Source organism: Ruminococcus sp. YE282 (assembly GCA_900101355.1).
In the GTDB taxonomy this organism is placed as follows: Bacteria; Bacillota; Clostridia; order Oscillospirales; family Acutalibacteraceae; genus Ruminococcoides; species Ruminococcoides bromii_A.
Window position 1 is genome coordinate 57,624 of the sequence record FMUV01000004.1, and the last position, 22,563, is coordinate 80,186.

At 40.9% G+C, this 22,563-nt stretch carries 20 protein-coding genes and 4 tRNA genes; 23 read left to right on the forward strand and 1 reads right to left on the reverse strand.

The window, feature by feature from the left end; all coding sequences use genetic code 11:
* The first annotated feature begins 174 nt into the window (after nucleotides 1-174).
* The 18 genes from dnaA to upp all read left to right on the forward strand — a co-directional run bounded on the left by dnaA (nucleotide 175) and on the right by upp (nucleotide 16,710).
* Nucleotides 175-1,500, forward strand: a complete 1,326-nt coding sequence (gene dnaA, locus BLP46_RS02670) for a chromosomal replication initiator protein DnaA (RefSeq protein ID WP_092975203.1) — start codon at nucleotides 175-177, stop codon at nucleotides 1,498-1,500.
* A gap of 673 nt (nucleotides 1,501-2,173) precedes the next feature.
* Nucleotides 2,174-3,280, forward strand: coding sequence for a DNA polymerase III subunit beta (gene dnaN / locus BLP46_RS02675; RefSeq protein ID WP_092975206.1), 1,107 nt, complete (start codon nucleotides 2,174-2,176; stop codon nucleotides 3,278-3,280).
* Nucleotides 3,270-3,482, forward strand: coding sequence for an RNA-binding S4 domain-containing protein (locus BLP46_RS02680; RefSeq protein ID WP_173311448.1), 213 nt, complete (start codon nucleotides 3,270-3,272; stop codon nucleotides 3,480-3,482). Before dnaN ends, BLP46_RS02680 begins: the two co-directional genes overlap by 11 nt.
* 19 nt (nucleotides 3,483-3,501) lie before the next feature.
* Entirely contained in the window at nucleotides 3,502-4,632 is a 1,131-nt protein-coding gene (recF, locus tag BLP46_RS02685; RefSeq protein WP_092975209.1) for a DNA replication/repair protein RecF, read from the forward strand.
* A complete protein-coding gene (remB, locus tag BLP46_RS02690) occupies nucleotides 4,625-4,846 on the forward strand; it encodes an extracellular matrix regulator RemB (RefSeq protein ID WP_318259430.1) in 222 nt (73 codons plus the stop codon). Before recF ends, remB begins: the two co-directional genes overlap by 8 nt.
* 60 nt (nucleotides 4,847-4,906) lie before the next feature.
* Nucleotides 4,907-5,692 carry a hypothetical protein gene (locus BLP46_RS02695; protein ID WP_092975215.1) on the forward strand — a complete coding sequence of 262 codons (786 nt, stop codon included), beginning with the start codon at nucleotides 4,907-4,909 and terminating at the stop codon, nucleotides 5,690-5,692.
* 3 nt (nucleotides 5,693-5,695) lie between these two features.
* Nucleotides 5,696-5,998, forward strand: a complete 303-nt coding sequence (locus tag BLP46_RS02700; protein WP_092975218.1) for a hypothetical protein — start codon at nucleotides 5,696-5,698, stop codon at nucleotides 5,996-5,998.
* Nucleotides 5,999-6,161: 163 nt separating this feature from the next.
* Entirely contained in the window at nucleotides 6,162-8,123 is a 1,962-nt protein-coding gene (gyrB, locus tag BLP46_RS02705) for a DNA topoisomerase (ATP-hydrolyzing) subunit B (protein WP_502685984.1), read from the forward strand.
* A 48-nt stretch (nucleotides 8,124-8,171) separates the two neighbouring features.
* Nucleotides 8,172-8,606, forward strand: a complete 435-nt coding sequence (locus BLP46_RS02710; RefSeq protein WP_092975220.1) for an acyl-CoA thioesterase — start codon at nucleotides 8,172-8,174, stop codon at nucleotides 8,604-8,606.
* Between the two features lie 104 nt (nucleotides 8,607-8,710).
* Nucleotides 8,711-11,203, forward strand: a complete 2,493-nt coding sequence (gene gyrA / locus BLP46_RS02715) for a DNA gyrase subunit A (protein WP_092975222.1) — start codon at nucleotides 8,711-8,713, stop codon at nucleotides 11,201-11,203.
* 286 nt (nucleotides 11,204-11,489) lie between these two features.
* Nucleotides 11,490-12,209: a hypothetical protein gene (locus tag BLP46_RS02720; protein ID WP_092975225.1), complete on the forward strand. Its 720-nt coding sequence runs from the start codon at nucleotides 11,490-11,492 to the stop codon at nucleotides 12,207-12,209.
* Between the two features lie 129 nt (nucleotides 12,210-12,338).
* Nucleotides 12,339-12,415, forward strand: a tRNA-Met gene (locus BLP46_RS02725).
* 5 nt (nucleotides 12,416-12,420) lie between these two features.
* Nucleotides 12,421-12,495, forward strand: a tRNA-Glu gene (locus BLP46_RS02730).
* An 8-nt stretch (nucleotides 12,496-12,503) separates the two neighbouring features.
* Nucleotides 12,504-12,591 (forward strand) — tRNA-Leu (locus BLP46_RS02735).
* A gap of 382 nt (nucleotides 12,592-12,973) precedes the next feature.
* Nucleotides 12,974-13,219 (forward strand): dockerin type I repeat-containing protein, encoded by a 246-nt coding sequence (locus BLP46_RS02740; protein WP_092975228.1) that lies wholly within the window; start codon nucleotides 12,974-12,976, stop codon nucleotides 13,217-13,219.
* A gap of 293 nt (nucleotides 13,220-13,512) precedes the next feature.
* The gene (locus BLP46_RS02745; protein ID WP_092975232.1) at nucleotides 13,513-14,550 is read left to right on the forward strand and encodes a D-alanine--D-alanine ligase family protein; all 1,038 of its coding nucleotides are present in this window, start codon (nucleotides 13,513-13,515) and stop codon (nucleotides 14,548-14,550) included.
* A gap of 54 nt (nucleotides 14,551-14,604) precedes the next feature.
* On the forward strand, nucleotides 14,605-15,954 hold the full coding sequence (locus BLP46_RS02750) for a UDP-N-acetylmuramoyl-tripeptide--D-alanyl-D-alanine ligase (protein WP_092975235.1): 1,350 nt from the start codon (nucleotides 14,605-14,607) through the stop codon (nucleotides 15,952-15,954).
* Nucleotides 15,955-16,083: 129 nt separating this feature from the next.
* Nucleotides 16,084-16,710: a uracil phosphoribosyltransferase gene (gene upp, locus BLP46_RS02755; RefSeq protein ID WP_502685982.1), complete on the forward strand. Its 627-nt coding sequence runs from the start codon at nucleotides 16,084-16,086 to the stop codon at nucleotides 16,708-16,710.
* 492 nt (nucleotides 16,711-17,202) lie between these two features.
* Here upp and BLP46_RS02760 read toward each other — a convergent pair.
* A tRNA-Thr gene (locus tag BLP46_RS02760) sits at nucleotides 17,203-17,278 on the reverse strand.
* A gap of 250 nt (nucleotides 17,279-17,528) precedes the next feature.
* Here BLP46_RS02760 and rimP point away from each other — a divergent pair.
* The 5 genes from rimP (at nucleotide 17,529) to infB (ending at nucleotide 22,371) form a co-directional block, all read left to right on the forward strand.
* Nucleotides 17,529-18,008, forward strand: coding sequence for a ribosome maturation factor RimP (gene rimP / locus BLP46_RS02765; protein ID WP_092975242.1), 480 nt, complete (start codon nucleotides 17,529-17,531; stop codon nucleotides 18,006-18,008).
* A gap of 23 nt (nucleotides 18,009-18,031) precedes the next feature.
* On the forward strand, nucleotides 18,032-19,177 hold the full coding sequence (gene nusA / locus BLP46_RS02770; RefSeq protein ID WP_092975245.1) for a transcription termination factor NusA: 1,146 nt from the start codon (nucleotides 18,032-18,034) through the stop codon (nucleotides 19,175-19,177).
* Between the two features lie 52 nt (nucleotides 19,178-19,229).
* The gene (gene rnpM, locus BLP46_RS02775) at nucleotides 19,230-19,526 is read left to right on the forward strand and encodes an RNase P modulator RnpM (RefSeq protein WP_092975249.1); all 297 of its coding nucleotides are present in this window, start codon (nucleotides 19,230-19,232) and stop codon (nucleotides 19,524-19,526) included.
* Nucleotides 19,527-19,661: 135 nt separating this feature from the next.
* The gene (locus BLP46_RS02780) at nucleotides 19,662-19,994 is read left to right on the forward strand and encodes a L7Ae/L30e/S12e/Gadd45 family ribosomal protein (protein ID WP_092975252.1); all 333 of its coding nucleotides are present in this window, start codon (nucleotides 19,662-19,664) and stop codon (nucleotides 19,992-19,994) included.
* Nucleotides 19,981-22,371 carry a translation initiation factor IF-2 gene (gene infB, locus BLP46_RS02785; RefSeq protein ID WP_092975255.1) on the forward strand — a complete coding sequence of 797 codons (2,391 nt, stop codon included), beginning with the start codon at nucleotides 19,981-19,983 and terminating at the stop codon, nucleotides 22,369-22,371. Before BLP46_RS02780 ends, infB begins: the two co-directional genes overlap by 14 nt.
* The last annotated feature ends 192 nt before the right edge of the window (nucleotides 22,372-22,563 follow it).

A 22,563-nucleotide genomic window follows, 5' to 3' on the forward strand; every position in this document is an offset into this window, starting at 1 on the left:
AATCAGCGTTTTCTCAAAGTTATCCTAAAAGTCAAAGCCCTTGCATTTTTGCTTGTAATAATGTATAATGATTAAGAATGGTATTTTAGGCTTTGATGGTATATTTCAGGGGTAATGAATACGACAAAAAACGGTATAAGGATTACTATATATCGGGTATAGGAAGGGAAAAATATGGATTCTTTTGAGGACGCATGGGAGCTTATCTGCTCGTATTGTCAGACAAAAATCACAGACGTAGCATACAATACATGGATAAGCAGAATAAAACCCCTAAAACTTGACTTTGAGAGCAACACGGCATATCTTATTGTACCAAACGACTTTCATCGTCAGACTATAACACGTTGTTATATTCCGCTTTTAAACGAGGCTTTTGAGGCGATTTTTGACAATAAATTTAATATTGCACTGCAAACTCCGGACGAAACAGGTTCCGTTGAGGTAAAGCAGCCGAAAATCGAAGACGAAAGCACAGACACAAATTACGAATATACATTTGAGAACTTTATTGTCGGCTCGTCAAATAAATTTGCACATGCGGCTTGTCTTGCGGTTGCGACAAATCCCGCAAGAGCGTATAACCCGCTGTTCCTTTACGGTAACTCGGGACTCGGAAAGACTCACCTGCTGTATGCTATCGGAAACGAAATCAAGAAAAATGACCCGTCAAAGGTTATTTGTTACATAAAGGGTGACGACTTCACAAATGAGTTGATTGAATCACTGCGTTTGGCAAAAATGAGCGAGTTCAGGCATAAGTACAGACAGACCGATATTTTGCTCGTTGACGACGTTCAGTTTATCGGAGGTAAGGAAAGTACACAGGAAGAGTTCTTCCATACGTTCAATGCGCTTTATGACGCAAAAAAGCAAATTGTACTTACATCAGACCGACCGCCTAAGGAGATTAAAACTCTTGACGACCGACTTCGTTCACGATTTGAACAGGACTTGATTGCCGACATTCAGCCGCCGGACATTGAAACAAGAATAGCAATTATAAAGCGTAAGGCTGAAATTGACGGAATTGATTTGTCAAACGAGGTATGCGAATATATCGCTTCAAAAATCAAGTCAAATATTCGTCAGCTTGAGGGAACCGTTAAAAAGCTAAAAGCAAAATCCCTTTTGAATAATGAAAAACCGAATATTTCCGCTGCTCAGGAGGTTATTGCCGATATTCTCAATAACGACGTTCCGCCTGAAGTTACAGTGGAAAGAATTATTGACGAGGTTGCAAGAACATACGGCGTTTCTGCTGAGGAAATTCGTTCTCAGAAAAACAGAAGCGCAAATATCAGCAACGCGCGCCATATTGCGATTTACATTACAAGAGAGATGACAACACTTTCTATGGTTGCAATCGGCGAAGAGTTTGGTAAAAGACACTACTCAACAATTATATATACATTGCAAAAGGTTCAGAAGATGATGAACCAAGACCAAAAGGTTAAGGAATTGATTGAGGATACAATCAAAAATATCAGAGACAGATAGTCAATATGTGATTTATCGGTATTTGAAAAATAAATCAGAAACTGTTATCTGCAATGCGATAATTAATAAACCGCTGTAAGCCTACGGAACGGTACAAAATTCGTTCTGTATGGTTGACATTATATATAAGTATATAAATTAAACCACGCACAGTAGATTTAATTGAATTTGTTTTTCTAAAAACTATCTATGATGTGCCAAAAGACGTATAAAAAAAGTTACTTTAAGATGAATGGAAGACACGGGACACCATTGGTTTTTGATAAATCAGACCGTCTACACGTGCCAAAAACGTGCTAAAAAGTTATTTTCAGATGAATGGAAGACACGGGACACTATTGGTTTTTAATAAAACAGACTGTCTACACGTGCCAAAAAGCTATTTTCAGATGAATGAAAGACACGGGACACCATTGTTTTTTGATAAATCAAACTGTCTGCCCGTGCCAAAAAATTAACATTTTAATTAACATTAACTTAACATTTACTAACCCGATGTTAAAAGTTGAAATTTGTTGAAAATAATCTAACAAAAATAAACAAAACACAATTTTAAGATGTGGACGTGTTTTGCCAGAGTACAAGCCGTTTAAAAGGGTTTTACTACATATTAACATCCCCTACTACGACTACGGAAAAAATAAAGATATATAGAAGAGAGGTTTTCACTGCCGTGAAATTTTCGTGTTTAAGAACCGACATAGTAAACGCAATTTCAAATGTTTCGAGAGCAGTATCTTCAAAAGCTGCCATTCCCGCACTTGAGGGTGTGCTGATTAAAGGATACGGCGAAAAGCTAAATATTTCGGGATATGACCTTGAAATCGGTATGACAACTGACATTGACGCCACTATACAAAGCGAAGGCGAGTTTGTTATTAAGGCAAAGCTTATTTTGGATATTGTACGTAAAATGCCGGAAGAAGTTGTGTTCATTGAAACTGACGAAAAAATGGTTGTAAATATCAAATCAGGTAACGTTGACTTTAACGTTGTCGGTATGTCGTCGGTTGAATATCCGGATTTACCGTCTTTTGAAAAGACCGACTCAATTACAATCAACGCCAAAGTTCTGCGTGATATGATAAGACAAACAGTGTATGCGGTAAGCGATAATACGGCAAAGCCGATTTATACAGGTTCATTGTTTGAAATTGAAGACGGAGTATTCAAAATCGTAGCCATTGACGGTTACAGAATGGCTATCAGAAGTGAAAACGTTGACTCTCAGAGCAAAAACAGATTTGTTGTTCCGGGGAAAACCCAGCTTGAGGTGCTTAAGCTTTTAAATGACGACGAAGAAAATGCCGAGATAATTATCGGTCAGCGCCACATTGCTTTTCAAATCAACAGCTACCGCGTAATTTCAAGGCTGATAGAAGGCACATTCCTTGATTACAAAACCACTATTCCAAGCGACACAAAAACCGAGCTTGTTATTTCGACAAGAAGTATGATTGCCTCTGTTGAGAGAATGGCTTTGCTTAATAACGAGAGGGTTCAGAGTCCTGTAAGATGTAAATTTGCCGACGACGAAATCAAACTTTCATGCGCTTCGGCACTTGGCAGGGCAAACGACGAAATCTCGGTTCAGATAATCGGAGACGACGTTGAAATCGGATTTAATAACCGTTATATGCTTGAGGCACTCAAAAATACCGATACCGACGAAATCAAAATGATTTTGAACGGTCCTGTTGCGCCGATTATTATAAAACCGGTAAAGGGCGACAGCTTTTTGAGCATTGTTGTACCGATGAGGCTTGCAAATGAAAATTGATAGGATAAAAATTGACTCCGAATACATAAAACTTCAGGATTTGATGAAGTTTTGCGGTTTGGTGGGAACAGGCGGAGAAGCCAAAATTGTTATTCAGAACGGTGAGGTTAAAGTAAACGGCGAGGTCTGCACAATGAGAGGCAAAAAGCTGAGAGCAGGCGACAAGGTTGAATTTGACGGAACCGAAATTATTGTTGAATAGTCGGGATTGATTTGAAAAATTGAAAGTAATTGCACTTAAATTTGAAAATTTCAGAAATCTAAAGAACGACATAATCACGCCCTGCGACGGAGTTAATATAATCTACGGCAACAACGCCCAGGGCAAAACGAATATTATCGAGGCACTTTGGTTTTTTTGCGGCGGACATTCGTTTCGCAGCGCAAAAGACAACGAAGTAATTTGCTTTGATAAGCCAAACTCAAAAATTGAAATGAGATTTTTCGGTCAGGGACGAGAGCAAACCGCAAAAATAGTGTTTCTTTCAAACAAAAAGCAGGTTGAAATTAACGGAATAGAAAGGACTTCGGCTTCTGCGCTGATAGAGAAGTTCAATGCCGTGGTATTTTCACCCGAGCATTTGAATTTGATTAAGAGAGGACCGTCCGAACGCCGAAAATTCATTGACAGCGCAATTTGCAGGGAAAAACTCAAGAATGCGGTGATTTTGTCAAAATTCAACCGTATTCTTGTCCAAAGAAATTCTCTGCTAAAAGATATTTATAAGCGTCCTGCTCTTGAGGACACACTTGAGGTGTGGGACGAACCGCTTATAAAATACGGCTCAATGCTGATTGCACAAAGGCTTGAGTATGTTAAGATGCTTAGCAAGAGAGCCAAATTTTATCACAGCGGAATTTCAAAAAATAAAGAGGAATTAAATATACGCTATGTTTCATCGGCTCAGATTACGCTTGAAGATGACTTTGAAACAATAGAGAAAAAACTCAGAGAGAAATTTTCTGAAAATAAAAGAGACGACATACGAACGGGCGTGACCAATGCCGGTCCGCACCGTGATGATATAGAAATACTGATTAACGGCAAAAACGCAAAGTCATTTGCTTCTCAGGGGCAGCAGAGGAGCGCTGTTTTGTCGCTGAAACTTGCGGAAGCGTCCGTTCTCAAAGAAAAAATGGGCGAAGAGCCTGTTATTTTGCTGGACGACGTGCTGTCCGAGATTGACAACAAACGCCAGGATTTTTTGCTTAACGAAATCAAGGATTGCCAGGTGTTTATAACCTGCTGCGAAAAATCCAATAAAGAACAGCTCAAAGAGGGCAAAATTTTTCAGGTTGAAAACGGAGAAGTTACTGATGTATCTGCACTTGGGACAAGACACGGTGATTGAAAGCGAAAGCATTATTGCAATGTTTGATATTGACGCCTGCACCGTATCCAAAAAAACAAGGGATTTTCTTACAATCGCCGAGCAGTCGGGGCAGGTTGTGAATGTGTCTTATGAACTTCCGAAATCGTTTGTTGTGTGCCGAAAGGACGGCAAAACCGTTGTGTATATCAGCCAGCTTGCGACAAAAACTCTGTCAAGACGTCAGACACTTTGAGTTTTATTGCAGTAAAATTTATTGAACGATATCTTTTGACTTTAAAATCGAGGTATGAATATGACAAAAAAGAGATGCCCGTATTGCGGAAAAAGAATTTCATACACCGCTTCATTTTCAAACAGGAGAAATGCAGAATACGTTTGTCCGAGGTGCGGCAAAGAAAGCAAGGTAAGAATCAAAAGCTCAATTTTGATTGTGTTTGCCGTGTTTGCATTAATTGCAATTGCAATTATGGTTGTGTGGAGCGTTTTGGGTTTTTCAAATAATCCGCTGGGAATTGCATTTGTGGCTTTGCCTCTGATTATCTTTGTATTCTTAACGCCTAAGTTTGTTTATTATGAGCCACTCAAGAAATACAAAAAGTCTATGGAAGCCAAAAAGGCGGGAATTGCCTACTCTGACAATCTGCTGATTTCGGATTTTAAGGAAGAACCTTTCAGAGGCCGCAGTGCTCAGGATAACGGACAGTTCCAGATAAACGCCGATGTCTTTAATAAAATCAGAGCCGAAAGAAATGCGGCTCGGGAACAGCTTGGCAAGGATGACATCAGCTCAAATACACAAAGAGATGAAATTTCTGATACAAAACCTGTAAACACCAATAATGTGCAAAATATTCACAATAAAAACGGACAGCAAAGTGACGGTTATGTTCATTTAATTGACAATGTCAGCGAGAATCATTCTTATGACAATGTTCCGCTAAAAAAGATTCATTCCGAGAATGTTCACAGCGCAAGCCGTTCGCGTCATTATATTCCCGACAGTGACAGCGAAACCGACGAAAAACCAAAGCAGCAAAAGCCCAGCGGCAACAGATATTCTTCAAACAGAAGGTTTTAAGCTATGATTAAATTGCCGGTATGTCCGCATTGCCACACGATTTTTAGGTATGGCGATGTAAAAAGAATTATGTACAAAAGAAACGCAGAATGTTACCACTGCGGCAAAAAATTCAAGGTATCACGAGTAAAATTTTTGCTTTTGTTATTGATGATTGCATTAGTTGCTGCAATCATTGACGCTTTTGAGCTATGGATAATAGCTTCAATCAGCTTTTGGACCTTGCTTGTGACAAATATTGCAGTTGTTGTTGCAGGAATTTTAGTTATGCCGTTTTTTGTAAGATTTTGCGTGATTGATAAATAACTTATTGAGAGCATTTTTATATTTCATCCGCCGATAAAGAGTAATGATAACACCGTAGGGACAAATTCTTTTGCCCGATTAGGTAAGTGCGAAAGAGGTAATTATTTTGGATAATGAAAAGATTGAACAGACAGAACAAAACGAAGTAAATGATACTACTGAATTGATTGAATCAACTGACTCTAACGAAGAAATTGTAATTACCAAGGTTGAACAGGAATATGGTGCTGACGAAATTCAGGTTCTTGAGGGACTTGAAGCCGTAAGAAAACGCCCCGGTATGTATATCGGTTCCACGGGCCCGAGAGGATTACACCATCTTGTTTACGAAATTGTAGATAATTCAATTGACGAGGCTCTTGCGGGCTATTGCTCTAAGATTGACGTAGTCATCGAAAAGGGCGACATTATCCGAGTTACCGATAACGGACGAGGCATACCTGTCGGCGTAAACAGCAAAACCGGTCTTCCTGCGGTAACGGTTGTATTTACCGTGCTTCACGCAGGCGGAAAATTCGGCGGCGGCGGATACAAAGTTTCCGGAGGCTTGCACGGCGTTGGCGCTTCGGTTGTAAACGCACTTTCGGAATGGCTTGAAGTCAAGGTGTGCGACGGCGAGGATGTGTATTTTCAGCGTTATGAAAGAGGAAAAATAATTACTCCTCTTGAAAAAATCGGAAAATCCGACGTAAGAGGCACAGAGGTCAGGTTTAAGGCTGACCCCGAAATATTTAAAGAATCCACCGTTTATGAATATGAGGTGCTTGAACGCCGTTTGCGCGAGCAGGCATTTTTGAATGCGGGAGTTCATATTGAGCTTAGAGACGAACGTGATGAAGAAAACATCATCAAAAAGAATTTTGTGTATGAGGGCGGAATTAAGAGCTTTGTTGAGTATATTCACAAAAAGCGTTCTCTTGAAGTAATCCACCCTGACGTAATATATTTTGCGGCAAGAAATCCTGAAGATACAATTGCAGTTGAAATTGCAATGCAGTATAACGAGAGCTACAACGAAAATCTTTTGACGTTTGCAAATAACATTCATACCACCGACGGCGGTACTCACGAAGAGGGATTCAAGCGTGCGCTGACCTATGTTATGAACGATTATGCACGTAAGTTCGGCAAGCTTAAGGATAACGATAAAAACCTCAGCGGCGAAGACGTTCGAGAGGGTTTGACAGCCGTTATCAGCGTTAAGCTTAAAGAGGCGCAGTTTGAGGGACAGACTAAGGCAAAACTCGGCAACACAGAGGTAAGAGCAATGGTAGATAAGCTTGTAAGAGACAAGCTTATGACTTATCTTGAAGAAAATCCTGCGGTTTCAAAGGCGATTTTTGAAAAAGCGCTTGCTTCCGCAAGAGCAAGAGAAGCCGCACGAAAAGCAAGAGAGAGCGTAAGAAGAAAATCTGCACTTGAGTCTGCCCAGCTTCCTGGAAAACTTGCCGATTGTCAGTCGCGCGACAGCAGCGAAACCGAAATATTTATCGTCGAGGGTGATTCGGCTGGCGGTTCCGCAAAGGGCGGACGAGACAGACGTATTCAGGCAATTCTTCCTCTTTGGGGAAAAATGCTTAACGTTGAAAAGGCAAGAATTGACAAGGTTTATGGAAACGATAAGCTTATGCCGGTTATTACTGCGCTTGGCACGGGAATCGGCGATGAATTTGATATATCAAAACTAAGATACGACAAAGTAATTATTATGGCGGATGCCGATGTTGACGGTTCACACATCAGAACGCTTCTTTTGACATTTTTCTTCAGATATATGCGTCCTTTGGTTGAGCTTGGTCATGTTTATATTGCTCAGCCGCCGCTTTACAGAATTTCAAAAGGCAAAGACCATAAGTATGCATACTCCGATATGGAGCGTGACCAGATTTTGGCTCAGACAGAGGGCAAAACCGAAATTCAGCGATACAAAGGTCTTGGTGAGATGGATTCCGAACAGCTTTGGGAAACCACAATGAACCCGGATTCAAGACTTATGCTCAGGGTTGATTTGAGTGATGCCGAAGAGGCTGACGAAACCTTTACAATTCTTATGGGCGACAAGGTTGAACCGAGGCGTGAGTTTATTGAACAGAACGCCAAGTATGTTCAAAATTTGGACGTTTAATTATATTCTTAACTGCACAGCGCAGATAATCAAAAAGGAGGTTACATTATGCATTCAAGAACAAAATTAACGGTTCGCTATGCCGAAACCGACCAAATGAAAATTGCTCATCATTCAAATTATCCGATATGGTATGAAATGGGCAGAGCCGATTATATCAAAATGTTCGGCACTAATTACAAAGATATGGAAAAATCAGGCATTATAACGCCTCTTGTAAATCTCAACTGTCACTACGGGCTTCCGGCTCTTTATGACGATGAGCTTATTATCCGCACTTGGTGCACAATGATGACCGCCGCAAGGATTGAGTTTTCATACTCTGTTAAAAGGATAAACAAGGACGGAACAGAAACCGAGCTTGGCTACGGTTCGACTCAGCACGCGTTTGTTGACGCAAAAACTTTCAAGCCGTGCAACGTCAAAAAGCGTTTGCCTGAGCTTTATGAAAAGATAAATCAGAATATTAAGTATTTTGAATAAAATGGCATATTTTATTATTTTTTAATATACAGGATAACAAAGTTGTCATTAAAAGGATATTTACCGCGCAATTTCGTTGAGCATATATGAAAAAGAGGTAAAAAATGGATAACGAACAGATGAATGATCAGCAGAATGAAAAAAGGATAATCGACGTTGATTTGCGGCAGGAAATGCGCAAGAGCTTTCTTGATTACTCTATGAGTGTAATTGTTGCGAGAGCTTTGCCTGATGTACGTGACGGACTAAAGCCTGTTCACCGCCGTATTCTTTACACGATGTATGAAAGAGGTCTTGAACCGTCAAAGCCGTATCATAAATGTGCCGATACGGTTGGTTCTGTGCTTGGTGCTTATCACCCGCACGGTGACGCTTCGGTTTACGACGCAATGGTTAGACTTGCTCAGGATTTCTCAATGAGATATATGCTTGTTGACGGTCACGGAAACTTTGGTTCCGTTGACGGCGACCCGCCTGCTGCCTATCGTTATACCGAGGCTCGTATGAGCAAGATAGCAATGGATATGCTCACGGATATTAACAAAGATACGGTAGATTTTATTCCGAACTATGATGACAGACTTAAAGAGCCTGTTGTGCTTCCAAGCCGTTTTCCTAACCTGCTTGTAAACGGCTCAAGCGGTATTGCCGTCGGTATGGCAACCGAGATTCCGCCGCATAATCTTGGCGAAACAATAGACGCAGTCTGTGCCCTTATTGATAATCCTGACGCCGAAGTTGCAGAACTTATGGAGTATATGCCCGGTCCTGACTTTCCGACAGGCGGAATCATTATGGGCAGAAGCGGCATAAGGGCTGCATATGCAACAGGAAGAGGAAAAATAACCGTTCGTGCCAGAACAGAAATAGTCGAGGCTAAAAACGGAAGATATAAGATTATTGTAACCGAGCTTCCTTACAAGGTAAACAAGGCAAGACTTATTGAGAATATCGCAAATCTTGTAAAAGACAAGCGCATTGAGGGAATCTCAAACATTGAAGACCATTCCGACAGAATCGGTATGCATATTGAAATTGACGTTAAACGTGACGCATCTCCCGAAATTGTGCTGAATCAATTGTTTTCATATACACAGCTTCAGACAACTTTTGGCGCAATTATGCTTGCAATTGTTGACGGAGAGCCAAAAATTTTGACTCTCAAGGATATGCTCAAATGCTATATTGACTTTCAGGAAGAAATTATCCGCAGACGTACTGAGTTTGACCTGAAAAAGGCTCAGGACAGGGCTCACATTCTTGAAGGCTTAAAGGTTGCAATAGACTATATTGACGAAGTTATTGCAATTATTCGCCGCAGCAAGGATTTGCCGAGCGCAAGAGCTGCCCTTATGGAGAGATTCAGGCTTGATGAGGTTCAGGCGCAGGCAATTGTTCAGATGCGTCTCGGACAGCTCACAAATATGGAGCGTACAAGGATAGAGGAAGAAATTGCAGCTTTGCAGGCAAAAATTAAAGAATATATTGAAATACTTGAAAGCGAAACAAGAAAGCTTGAAATTGTTAAGGAAGAGCTTATTGCAATTCGCAACAAGTATGCTGACCCAAGAAGAACAGAGATTTGCGCGGTAAGCGGCGAGGTTGATATTGAAGACCTTATTCCGCAGGAGGAATGTGTGCTTACGCTTACACGTTTCGGCTACGTAAAACGTCTTGCCGTTGATACCTACAAAATTCAGCGCAGAGGCGGACGAGGCGTTTCGGGAATGTCAAGGCGTGAAGAGGACGTTGCCACCGAAATGTTTATCATCAATTCTCACGATTATGTGCTGTTTTTTACAGACAAGGGCAGAGTTTACAGACTCAAATGCTATGAGGTTCCCGAGGGCAGCAGACAGTCAAAGGGTATTAACATTGCAAACCTTCTTCCGCTTGCTTCGAATGAGAACGTTACGTCAATGATAAGAGTGCCGGAGTTTGACGAAGAAAAATATTTGATTATGGTTACACGCCAGGGAATTATCAAGAGAATTTCCCTTAATGCTTATAACACGGCACGCAAGGGCGGACTGATTGCTCTTGAACTTAACGAGGGCGACGAGCTTGCTTGGGTTAGAATGACCGACGGCAATGACCAGGTTATTGTTGCAACCAAAAAGGGTGTTGCAATTCGCTTTAAGGAAACCGACGTACGTGCCATGGGAAGACAGGCAAGGGGCGTTAAGGCACTTAGCCTGAAAGAGGGCGATGTTGTCGTAGGAATGAGTGTTGTCCGTGAGGGCGGATATGTTCTTACCGTTTCTGAAACAGGCTACGGCAGACTTTCAAGCCCTGATGATTACCGTGTTCAAAGCCGTGGCGGTAAGGGCCTTACCAACTACCACGTTGAAAAATACGGTGATGTTGCCGCAATTAAGGTTGTTGACCTCGACGATGATATTATCATTATTTCGCAGGACGGCATTATTATAAGAATCGCCGCCGAATCAATCAGAATTTGTTCGCGTCCGTCAAAGGGCGTTACCGTTATGAAAATCGGTGACGGCGATAAGGTTGTTACGGTTGCACGTGCTCCTCACGAAGCCGAGGACGGTGATTCAGACGAGGATGTTTCCGAAGAACCGACAGATGATTAATCAACAGAATCCGAAGCTGAAACGGTTGAAGAGAATACAGCGGAATAATAAATACAGTTAAAGATTTTTTCACCTATAAGGTGAGTGGCACATCAAAATTTCAGCGTAATTTTATAATTTTACACGGAAACGCTGAGGAGATAATGCCCTTGCACCGCTTGCAATTGCGTGTACGCTAAGATTTTTGTAAGCAAATCAAGGGTATTGTTCTGATTTTAACAAGACAATAAATCGGGCGGATAGAAATATCCGCCCTGCAAACTATTGGTTCAATATGAGGCAGCATATGAAAAGATTAGTTTCAATTCTTACAATTTTCTCAATGATATGCGGAGCAGTTGGTTTTTCTGCCTGCAACACAAACGACAGCAAACTGAATATTGAACAACCGACGCAGTCTGCGTCAAATGACGAAATTTATCCTGCACAGAACCTAAATTCAACAGAAGACAGCGATAATGTAAACGGAAAGCGATTTTCTCTTACGCTTGAAGGTTTTGTTGAAAAATATAATAATATTCAAAACAGCCTCGGAAATGACGAAAAGCTGAGCGTCGGCGGCTGGAAGAAAAACGGTGAAGCCGTTAATGATAATAACGGCGTGAAAATCCAATACTATTACTATGACGACAAAGACATAAATTATACGGCAACCGTTGAGGTTGAAAGCCAAAAGCTTCTTAATATCGGCTGCGGCACCACAACAAGCAAGTTTATGGCGCAGGAAGACAACGCAGAAAATGGTAATCAGACGATAAAAAAGGCGGCGATTATGGCAGAAGCCGCATGTCAGTTTCCAAGCGGCAGCGAAGAATTTTTGCAGAATATTTTTTATCGAATCACTACCGAAAGTTCCGACTCAATTTGGTATCAGGGATTTGTGTTTTCTTTGAGCACAAAAGAGGATAAGAATGACAGCAAAAACAATGTTCTGTTGTTTAGAGTATTCCCAATTAAAGATGAATTAAAGGAAGAATGGAATCTTTCGGAATACGGCAGTAATTAAATTTTATGGATATTTTTCAGTCATTTTGACAAAAATAAAAAAATTTAAAAAATTTGCAAAAAAGTATTGACAAAACGGACTTCTTACAATATAATAGAACTTGCTGATTTTAAGTATCGGCAAAAACATGGCGGAATAGCTCAGCTGGCTAGAGCATTCGGTTCATACCCGAAGTGTCGTAGGTTCAAGTCCTATTTCCGCTACCATATCTGGCCCGGTGGTCAAGCGGTTAAGACACCGCCCTTTCACGGCGGTAACACGAGTTCGATTCTCGTCCGGGTCACCAAACTTTATGCCGGTGTGGTGGAATAGGCAGACACAAGGGACTTAAAATCCCTCGGACTAATACTCCGTACCGGTTCAAGTCCGGTCACCGGCACCAAGACAGTTGGAATCAACTGTCTTATTTTTTGTCCAAATTCAGTATTTTATCGAACCTTATCGAAGTTTTTATGCCCGAATTTGTCGGCTGTAATTTATGCTGTCACTATCAGGATTTTGAAAACCCTCGAATAAAGAGGCTCAATGTCAATAGTTTGGGTAATTCTGAAGAAATGAGTACTTGATTAGACAAGCGGTAGTTATAAAGCTACCGCTTGTTTTTATAAGCTTTATTAATACAGCAACTTTTATTTAAATCTGAGTAATCCCCCCGGTTTATCTTTAAAGGGGTGAGCCTATAACTGATTTATAAGATATGCAAAGGGAAATTTGGTGTGAGGACAATAACTTTTGTTAAATGACTGTAATTTTCTCGTTACTTCGTGGCGAGAGGTATTTGTACTAAGATTATAGACCTTTGCACAAAATACATCAAAATCACGGTTGAAGACACTACGTTAATTCAAAAGGCAATTGCCGATATTACCACTCTTGACAATAACCAAAAAGTTCTTGCCGATGTGGATGGTGACGGTGAAATTTCAGCTTTTGATGTAACTTTGATTCAAAAATATATTGTCGGTGGTTATCAAAATACAGGGCTTGTCGGGATGACTGCAAATATTTAATTAGTTACTTTTTAAATTGATACATACAACTCCGCGTTTATTTAACATTTTAAGGCTCTGCTTTTTGCGGGGCTTTAATTTTTTCGATAAAAAGTTTAAAAGTTTAATTTTCTTTGTACTTTTAAGTTATTTGATTAAGTATATTCGGGAATTTTCAAAATCATTTGATACAATCCGACATCTTTGCCACGTCAAAAAATGCTTGCAATAGATGCGATATGATATTATAATGTATAAGAGTAAAAATTTTTAATATTAGAAGTAAATTTGTAATATGAAACAGGGGTATTTTTATGAGAATTGTTGTTCTTGCAGGCGGACTCAGCACAGAGCGTGATGTTTCAATTTCATCAGGTATTTTGGTTGCTGACGCACTCAGAAAAAAGGGACACGAGGTCGTTTTGCTTGATGTATTTACAGGTTATGAAGAAAATATCTGCGATATTGACGCTTTGTTCAAAAATAATTACAGTTTTGTTGATAAGATAAATGTCGGAGAAAAAATTTCCGATATAAGCGAGGTTAAGGAAAATCGTCTTGATAAGTCGGACAGATTTATCGGCAGCAATGTTATTGAAATTTGCAGTTATGCCGACATTACTTTTCTTGCGCTTCACGGCGGCGAGGGCGAAAACGGTCAGATTCAGGCTGCATTTGACTTGCTCGGAGTAAAATACACGGGTTCGGGCTATCTTGGTTCTGCACTCGGTATGCACAAAGGACTTACCAAAAGCGTTCTTGTGCAAAACAAGGTTCTTACGCCAAAGGGCGAAGTGTTTAAGTCAGCACAGGAAGCTGAAAAATGGAATACTTTCCCCTGTGTTGTAAAACCGTGTTCAGGCGGTTCAAGCGTTGGAATAACCGCCGCTAACAACAAGGAAGAATATGTTAAGTCGGTAAAAGAAGCCTTTGGATACGGCGAAAACGAGATTGTTGTTGAGCAGTTTGTTAAGGGAAGAGAATTCTCCGTAGGTTTGCTCGGCGGAAGGGCTTTGCCACCGATTGAAATTATTCCGAAATCCGGATTTTATGATTATGCCGCAAAGTATCAGGCAGGCGCAACGTTGGAAATTTGTCCTGCCGATATTGACGAAGCAACCGACAAAAAATTGCGTGAGTCTGCCGAAGCCGCATACAAGGCGCTTTATCTTGAAAATTATGCAAGAATTGACTTCATTCTTGATGAAAACGGCGAGGCATACTGCCTTGAAGCCAACACCTTGCCGGGAATGACTCCGACAAGCCTGCTTCCTCAGGAGGCTGCGGTTGAGGGCATGAGCTATGCCGATTTGTGCGAAAAAATAATTGAAATCTCACTTAACAAAAAATAAATTCTTGAATCAGATGATTTAGCAATCATATTTCTGGTTATTTCGGAGTAAAAAATGAAACCATTTACACTTGAAGAAATTGCTGCGGCGTGCGGCGGAAAATATGTCGGAGACGCAGAAAAAAAGCAGTTGTGCATCACGTCGGTTGAACGTGACAGCCGCTGCATAAAAGACGGTTCGCTTTTTCTTGCAATAAAAGGAGAACGTGTTGACGGTCACGATTATATCGAAAAATGTTTTGAAAGCGGAGCTTGCTGTGCTGTTTGCAAAAAACCTCCGATTAATGTTCAAAAACCTTATATTTTAGTTGATTCCACTCTTGAAGCGGTTAAGAAGATTGCCAAGGCTTACCGTGAAAAGTTTAATATTCCGATAGTCGGCGTGTCGGGCAGCGTTGGCAAAACTTCAACAAAAGAAATGCTCTATGCCGTGCTTTCTCAAAAATTTAAGACCCATAAAACAGAGGGTAACCTCAATAACGAGCTCGGTGTGCCGCTTACAATTCTTTCAATGCCGGAGAACACAGAAGCCGCTGTAATTGAAATGGGAATTTCTGATTTTGGCGAAATGTCAAGACTTGCTCAGATTGTTCAGCCTACCGTTTGTGTTCTGACAATTATAGGTTGCTGTCATCTTGAAAATTTAGGCGACCGTGACGGAGTTTGCAAAGCAAAGACAGAAATGTTTAAATTTGCCGCAGATAATGCTGAATTTGTGCTGAACGGCGATGACGACAAACTTGCACAAATTACCGATGTGAACGGCAAAAAGCCTATTTTTTTCGGACTTAAAAACAGCAACAGATATTATGCAGAGAATATTAAAAATAACGGTGAGGGCGGCGTAAGCTGTACGCTTTGTGCCGACGGCGACAAATTTGACGTTGTAATTCCCGCAATCGGTAACTATATGGTTTCCAATGCTCTTGCAGCCGTTGCAGTCGGCAGAATTTTGGGGCTGAGCGATGAGCAGCTCAAAAGCGGAGTTGAAGCGTATAAGACAGTGGGAAGCCGTGCACACGTGATTAACACGGGAAGAATCAGAATTATTGACGATTGTTACAATGCCAATCCAACATCGGTTAAGGCTTCTCTTGATACACTGTCAAACTTTGACGGAAGAAAAATTGCTGTTCTCGGAGATATGAAAGAGCTTGGCAAAGAGGATTTAAAGCTTCACTTTGATACGGGTGTGTATGCAAAGTCGAAATCGGATGTTGTAATATCAATAGGCGAGTTGTCAAAAGAGTTGGCAAAGGGCGCAAAAGGAAAGTGGTTTGCGGATATTGAATCGGCAAAACCTGAGATTTTGTCGCAGATAAAAGACGGTGATACCGTGCTTGTCAAGGCTTCGCACTCAATGCAGTTTGAAAAGATTGTTGAATTTTTGAAAGCAAATTTTTGAGCGTATAGAGACTTGAATAAATTTCATATTGTATTGTAAATTCTATGTCTTAATTCAGAAAAATCAAAAAAGTTATGTGAATTTAATATAGGAGAACCTATAAAATAATAAAGAAGGGCAGGAATGGAAATGTCAGTTTTATATATGACGCATCCGTTAATAAAACACAAAATTACTATTTTGCGCAAAGAAACCACCACAACCGGAGAATTTCGCAAGCTTATCGAAGAAATTGCGATGTTAATGGGATATGAGGCTCTTTCGGATTTGCCGACAGAGGAAATATCCGTAAAAACTCCGATTGAAGAAACCGTTCAGCCTGTTATTGCAGGCAAAAAGCTTGCTGTTGTTCCGGTTTTGAGAGCCGGACTTGGAATGGTAAACGGCATTTTGGCTCTTGTTCCTACCGCAAAGGTAGGTCATATCGGTTTATATCGTGACCCGGTAACTCATGAGCCTCACGAGTATTACTGCAAACTTCCCGAAAAAATCGACCAGCGCCAGATTGTTGTTGTTGACCCAATGCTTGCAACAGGCGGTTCTGCTGTTGCGGCTGTTGATTACATCAAACAGCACGGCGGCAAAAGAATCAAGTTTATGTCAATTATTGCTGCTCCGGAGGGTGTAAGCGAACTTATGAAGGCACACCCCGATATTCAGCTTTATGTTGGCTGTCTTGACAGATGCCTCAACAAGGACGCATATATTTGTCCGGGTTTGGGTGACGCAGGCGACAGAATCTTCGGTACTCTGTAATACTTTGATTTGCCTAAATAGTAAGCAAAATTAAGAAAAATTTTGAAATTATTTATTTCAGATAAAATTATAAGCCGTATTGGATAAAGATTCCTAATACGGCTTTCTGTTTTGGTTTAATGTCTTTGAGTGTTAAAAGAAGTTTTAGTAAATAGTCGAGGTAACTCAAAAATAAATATTGATTTAGGCAAGCGGCGGTAAAGGATGAACAAGTCCGCAAAAACGGACAATAGAAAAATACATAAATCCGTTAAAAAACACAACAGAAAAAAGTCTCCTATGACAGAACAAAATAAACTGTCATAGGAGGTTTTTATATTAAATATTTAAATGTTTTTAATATTTGATTATGTAACAGCAAAAGTGTTCCATTTTATATCAAAAAATATTTTTTATAATCGTTTTGCATTTTTTATAATCAAAAACAAGTATAAAAAAACACAGTAAATAAGTCGTTTTTAGTAACTTTAGCTTATTTACTGCGTTTCGCTGTGGAGCTGATAACGGGATTTGAACCCGTGACCTCGTCCTTACCAAGGACGCACTCTACCTCCTGAGCTATATCAGCATATTAAATTGTGATGCGGCATTTTGTATAAACACAACGTCCGAAAGTTATCATATCATATTTGATTGATAATTTCAAATGTTTTTTGAAAAAATTTTGAAAAATTTTTAAAATTTACATCAAATAATGCAAAAAACACTTGATAACGCCTAAAATCGGTGTTATAATTTTAATGTTGAATATTTTAGACTAAGGAGTGGGCAGCAAACCCGCTCCTTTGTATTTATTATTTTGCTTTAGGAGGTATCATATGGCAAAGAGCAAGGGCGGAGTTACCGTGTCAAAGGTAAGACAACTTTGTGAGCCGATTATAAATGAGCTTGGGTTGTCGCTTTGGGACGTTCGTTACGTCAAGGAGGGAGCCGGCTGGTTTCTGAGAATTTATATTGACAAAGACGGCGGCGTTGATATTAACGATTGTGAAACTGTTTCCCGTGCAGTCAATGAGCCTCTTGACGAGCTGGACCCAATTGAAAATGCCTATTGTCTTGAAGTTTGTTCGCCGGGAATTGAGCGTGAACTTATCCGTGACGAACATTTTGAACAGTTTATCGGCGCAGATATTATGGTAAAAATGCGTGTGCCTATTGACGGTATCGGCAAGGAATTTAAGGGTGTGCTGAAATCCTATGATGACGGAATGGTTACAATCCGTGACCATTCGGACGAAAACGAAGTTACTATCAGCAAAAAAGATGCTGTTTGGATTAAACTTGATGATTTTGATTAATTTTGTAAAGGATGATTTGGAAAATGACTAACAAGGACCTTTTTGAAGCGCTGAGAATGTTTGAAAAAGAAAAAAATATTACAATGGATTATATGCTCCAGCAGATTGAAAAGGCAATTGAAATTGCCTGCAAGAATAACTACGGCGGCAACGAGAGCGTAGTGTTCAAGGTTGACCCGGAGAAGAATTTGTTTGACGCTAAGCTTAAAAAGACAGTTGTTGACGAAGTTTATGACCCGAATTTTGAAATATCGCTTGAGGACGCCCAGGAAATCAACAAAAGAAAAAGGGTTGAAATCGGCGATGAAATTGAAGTCCCGCTTGATACAAAGCACCTTGGAAGAATCGCAGTTTCTTCTGCAAGAAACGTAATTCGTCAGGGAATCCGTGCCGGTGAAAAGGGACAGACTCTTATTGAGTTCCAGAGCAAGCTCGGCGAGATTGTTACCGCAACCGTTGAAAGAATTGACCCGAAAAACGGTGTTGCAACAATTAAAATCGGCAAAAGCGAGGCAATGCTTCCGAAAAGCGAGCAGCTTGGTTATGAAAACCTCAAAGAGGGCGACCATATAAAGGTTTATATTGCCGACGTTAAGGATAACGACAGAGGTCCTCAAGCAATTATATCAAGAACTCACCCGGGATTTGTAAGACGTATGTTTGAGCAGGAAGTTCCTGAAATTTTTGACGGAATTGTTGAAATAAAATCAGTATCAAGAGAAGCCGGTTCAAGAACCAAGATGGCTGTAAAGAGCAACAATCCCGACATTGACGCTATCGGTGCCTGCATAGGACCGAAGGGTGCGCGTGTAAACAAAATTGTTGAGGAGCTTGGCGGAGAAAAAATTGATATCATAGAATACAGTGACGAGCCTGAAAAGTACATTTCCGCCGCCCTTTCGCCCGCTACCGTGTGCAAGGTTGAAATTGTTGACGAAGAAAAGAAGAGCTGTAAGGCTACCGTGCCTGACGGACAGCTTTCACTTGCAATCGGCAACAAAGGTCAGAATGCACGTCTTGCGGCAAGACTTACAGGCTGGAGAATTGACATTCGTCCCGAAAGCGGATTCTTTGGCGAAGATGAGGACGAAGATGAAAAGCAGGATGAAGTTCCTGAGAATACCGAAGCCGAAAACACAGAAGAAGCTGTTGAAAGCTCAGAAGAATAATTGTTTTTACATTTGCTTTTTAAATAGCATAATCCTTTAAAAAGGTGATAAGATGAAAAAAGTACCGATGCGAAAATGCACAGGCTGTATGGAAATGAAGCCTAAAACAGAGCTTATAAGGGTTGTTAAGTCTCCCAATGTAAAGGATGAAAACGGAGAGATAACCGCAAGCGGAGAAATTTCGCTTGACCTTACGGGCAAAAAATCCGGCAGGGGCGCATATGTGTGCAAAAGCGCAGAATGTCTTGAAAAAGCCCACAAGGCTCACAGGATAGAGCGTTCGCTGTCGTGTAAAATTCCCGAAGAAATATACGAACAGCTCAGAACGGAACTTGAAAACATAACTTAATTGCGAATCCGCTGTCTCTAAGGCGGAGGACGCAATATCAAAATTTCAGGAGTTATATCTTGCTGATATTTTGAAGAGCTAACGCTCAGTTGCACTTATTAAAATAAATAAACTTGACACAGAAAAGGGGATATTATGACTGACAAAATATTGTCGCTTCTCGGTTTGTGTCGGCGTGCGGGAAAACTTGCAATTGGCGCCGAGCCGTCAATTGAGTCTATGCAAAAGCACAAATCGGTACTGATTTTATATGCCGAGGATTTTTCTCATAACAGTTTGAAACCTGTTTTGGAGCAGGCCAAGCAAAGCAATGTAAATGCATTTGACATACACAGAAGCAAAGACGAGCTTAGTCATTCGCTGGGCAAATTGTGCGGAGTCCTGTCGGTAGAAGACAGAGGCTTTGCCGATAAGCTTGTCGGACTTATTCAAGATGAACAGAGAGGAGAATTATATGATAAAATATAAGGTTAAGGATGTAGCGTCGGATTTGGGGGTTCAGAATAAAGAGATTACCGAGATTCTTGAAAAATACTGCGGCGTAAACAAAAAGACAATGGCTTCTCTTGACGAAAGTGAGCTTGACGTAATTTTTGATGTTATGACTAAGAAAAATAATGTTGAAAATTTCGATTCATACTTTGCTGCACGCAACGAAAAGCTTGACGGTGAGGTTTCAAAGCCCGCTAAGTCCGAAAAGCCCGAAAAGAGCAAGAATACAACCGACGAAAAGAGCGGAAAGAAAGATAACAACAGCAAAAATGTAAAAGATAACAAGGAAAATGCAAAGCCTGAACCTGCTCAGAAAACGGAAGCTCCTAAGAAAGAAGAAAAGCAGGTAGAGATTAAGAGCGAAGAGTCTGTACAGAGAAAGCGCAGAGTAATTGATACACGTACAAGCAATATCAATGTTGACAAATATAATTCTAAGTATGACGATATGGCGAGCGACAGCTCAAAAATGCGTAATACGGACAATACGATAAAGAAGCAGAAATTTTCTAACCGTTCACAGCGCCAAAAAGGCAGACGTCAGGGCAGAAGAGAAACCGAGGCAGAGCGTTTGAAGCGTATTGCCCTTGAGCGTAAGCAGAAGCCTATTACAGTTCAGATTCCTGATGAAATTTTGGTTTCAGAGCTTGCTCTCAGACTTAAGGCAACGGTTGCCGAGGTCGTTAAAAAGGCATTCCTTATGGGAACAATGGTTACCGCAACCGATACAATAGATTTTGACACAGCTTCACTTATTGCAATGGAGTTCCATGCTAAGGTAGAAAAGGAAGTTGTTGTTACAATTGAAGAACAGCTTATCGACGACAGCGAAGACGACGAGGCAAATCTTGTCGGCAGAGCACCGGTAGTTGTTGTTATGGGTCACGTTGACCACGGTAAAACTTCTATTCTTGACGCAATTCGCCATGCAAACGTAACAGCAGGAGAAGCAGGCGGAATTACACAGCACATCGGTGCGTACAGGGTAATGATTAACGGCAAACCGATTACTTTTCTTGATACACCTGGACATGAGGCATTTACAACTATGCGTGCAAGAGGCGCACAGGTAACGGATATTGCAATCCTTGTTGTTGCTGCGGACGACGGTATTATGCCGCAGACAATTGAGGCTATTCATCACGCAAAGGCAGCCGGAGTTTCGGTAATTGTTGCAATTAATAAGATGGATAAAGACGGCGCAAATCCTGAGCTTGTTAAACAGCAGCTGACAGAGCACGAGCTTATCCCGGAAGAGTGGGGCGGCGACACACCGTGTATTCCTGTTTCTGCAAAGACAAAAGAAGGTCTTGACGACTTGCTTGAAATGGTTACTCTTGTTGCAGAAATGAAAGAGCTTAAGGCTAATCCCGACAGAGCCGCAAAAGGTACTGTTATTGAGGCAAGACTTGACAAGGGCAGAGGTCCTGTTGCTACCGTGCTCGTTCAGAACGGTACGCTTCATAAGGGTGATACAATCATTGCCGGCACAAGTGTGGGCAGAGTAAGAGTAATGACAAACGACAAGGGCGAAAGAGTAAAAGAAGCGGGGCCGTCGGTTCCTGTTGAAATCACAGGTCTTGACGAAGTTCCGACAGGCGGCGACACCTTTGACGCAGTAAAGGACGAACGCCTTGCACGTACTCTTGCAGACCAGAGAAAGTCGGCAAAGAAAGAAGAAGTGTTTAACGCTCAGACAAAGGTTACTCTTGATAACCTGTTTGACCAGATGAAACTCGGCGAGGTTAAGGAACTTCAAATTATTGTTAAAGCAGACGTACAGGGTTCTGTTGAGGCGGTTACCCAGTCGCTTGTTAAGCTTTCAAATGATGAGGTAAGAGTAAACGTAATTCACGGCGCAGTCGGTGCAATTAACGAATCCGATGTAATGCTTGCCGAGGCGTCTTCCGCAATTATCGTTGGATTTAACGTTCGTCCCGATGCGGTTGCTGCCGAAAACGCAGAGCGTGCAGGTGTTGATATGCGCCTTTACAGCGTAATTTACGATTGCATTAACGAGATTGAATCAGCTATGAAGGGTATGCTTGCGCCAAAACAGCGTGAAGTTGTTCTCGGTATGGCTGAGTGCCGCAACGTAATCAAGATTAAGTCGGTCGGCACCATCGCAGGTTCTTATGTAAAGAGCGGCAAGATTCAGCGCGGCGGCGGAGTAAGAGTTATTCGTGACGGTATTGTTATTGCTGAAGATAAGATTGCTTCTCTCCAGCGCTTTAAGGACGCGGTTAAAGAGGTTAACGAGGGCTACGAGTGCGGTATCGGACTTGAAAAATTTAACGACCTCAAGGAAGGCGATATGTTCGAGGTTTATACTATCGAGGAATATCGTGACTGATTTATGAAAATATAATCATAGTGCATATTTGGGCAATATCGGACAATTGATTGTTTGATGAATATACAAAATATTTTTGACGATTACGCAGATAATATTTGTATATAACCTAAGTGCAGATGTCCCTCGCCCTTAGGCGGAAGGATTTGATATAAAATTCAGTAAATGTCTGTAAGTCAATATTAGATTTTT

Excerpts from the sequence above, each read along its gene's own strand:
- dnaA (WP_092975203.1), top strand. The coding sequence starts at position 175 with ATGGATTCTTTTGAGGACGCATGGGAGCTTATCTGCTCGTATTGTCAG.
- BLP46_RS02680 (WP_173311448.1), top strand. The coding sequence starts at position 3,270 with ATGAAAATTGATAGGATAAAAATTGACTCCGAATACATAAAACTTCAG.
- BLP46_RS02695 (WP_092975215.1), top strand. The coding sequence starts at position 4,907 with ATGACAAAAAAGAGATGCCCGTATTGCGGAAAAAGAATTTCATACACC.
- BLP46_RS02700 (WP_092975218.1), top strand. The coding sequence starts at position 5,696 with ATGATTAAATTGCCGGTATGTCCGCATTGCCACACGATTTTTAGGTAT.
- BLP46_RS02710 (WP_092975220.1), top strand. The coding sequence starts at position 8,172 with ATGCATTCAAGAACAAAATTAACGGTTCGCTATGCCGAAACCGACCAA.
- gyrA (WP_092975222.1), top strand. The coding sequence starts at position 8,711 with ATGGATAACGAACAGATGAATGATCAGCAGAATGAAAAAAGGATAATC.
- BLP46_RS02720 (WP_092975225.1), top strand. The coding sequence starts at position 11,490 with ATGAAAAGATTAGTTTCAATTCTTACAATTTTCTCAATGATATGCGGA.
- BLP46_RS02745 (WP_092975232.1), top strand. The coding sequence starts at position 13,513 with ATGAGAATTGTTGTTCTTGCAGGCGGACTCAGCACAGAGCGTGATGTT.
- BLP46_RS02750 (WP_092975235.1), top strand. The coding sequence starts at position 14,605 with ATGAAACCATTTACACTTGAAGAAATTGCTGCGGCGTGCGGCGGAAAA.
- upp (WP_502685982.1), top strand. The coding sequence starts at position 16,084 with ATGTCAGTTTTATATATGACGCATCCGTTAATAAAACACAAAATTACT.
- rimP (WP_092975242.1), top strand. The coding sequence starts at position 17,529 with ATGGCAAAGAGCAAGGGCGGAGTTACCGTGTCAAAGGTAAGACAACTT.
- nusA (WP_092975245.1), top strand. The coding sequence starts at position 18,032 with ATGACTAACAAGGACCTTTTTGAAGCGCTGAGAATGTTTGAAAAAGAA.
- rnpM (WP_092975249.1), top strand. The coding sequence starts at position 19,230 with ATGAAAAAAGTACCGATGCGAAAATGCACAGGCTGTATGGAAATGAAG.
- BLP46_RS02780 (WP_092975252.1), top strand. The coding sequence starts at position 19,662 with ATGACTGACAAAATATTGTCGCTTCTCGGTTTGTGTCGGCGTGCGGGA.
- infB (WP_092975255.1), top strand. The coding sequence starts at position 19,981 with ATGATAAAATATAAGGTTAAGGATGTAGCGTCGGATTTGGGGGTTCAG.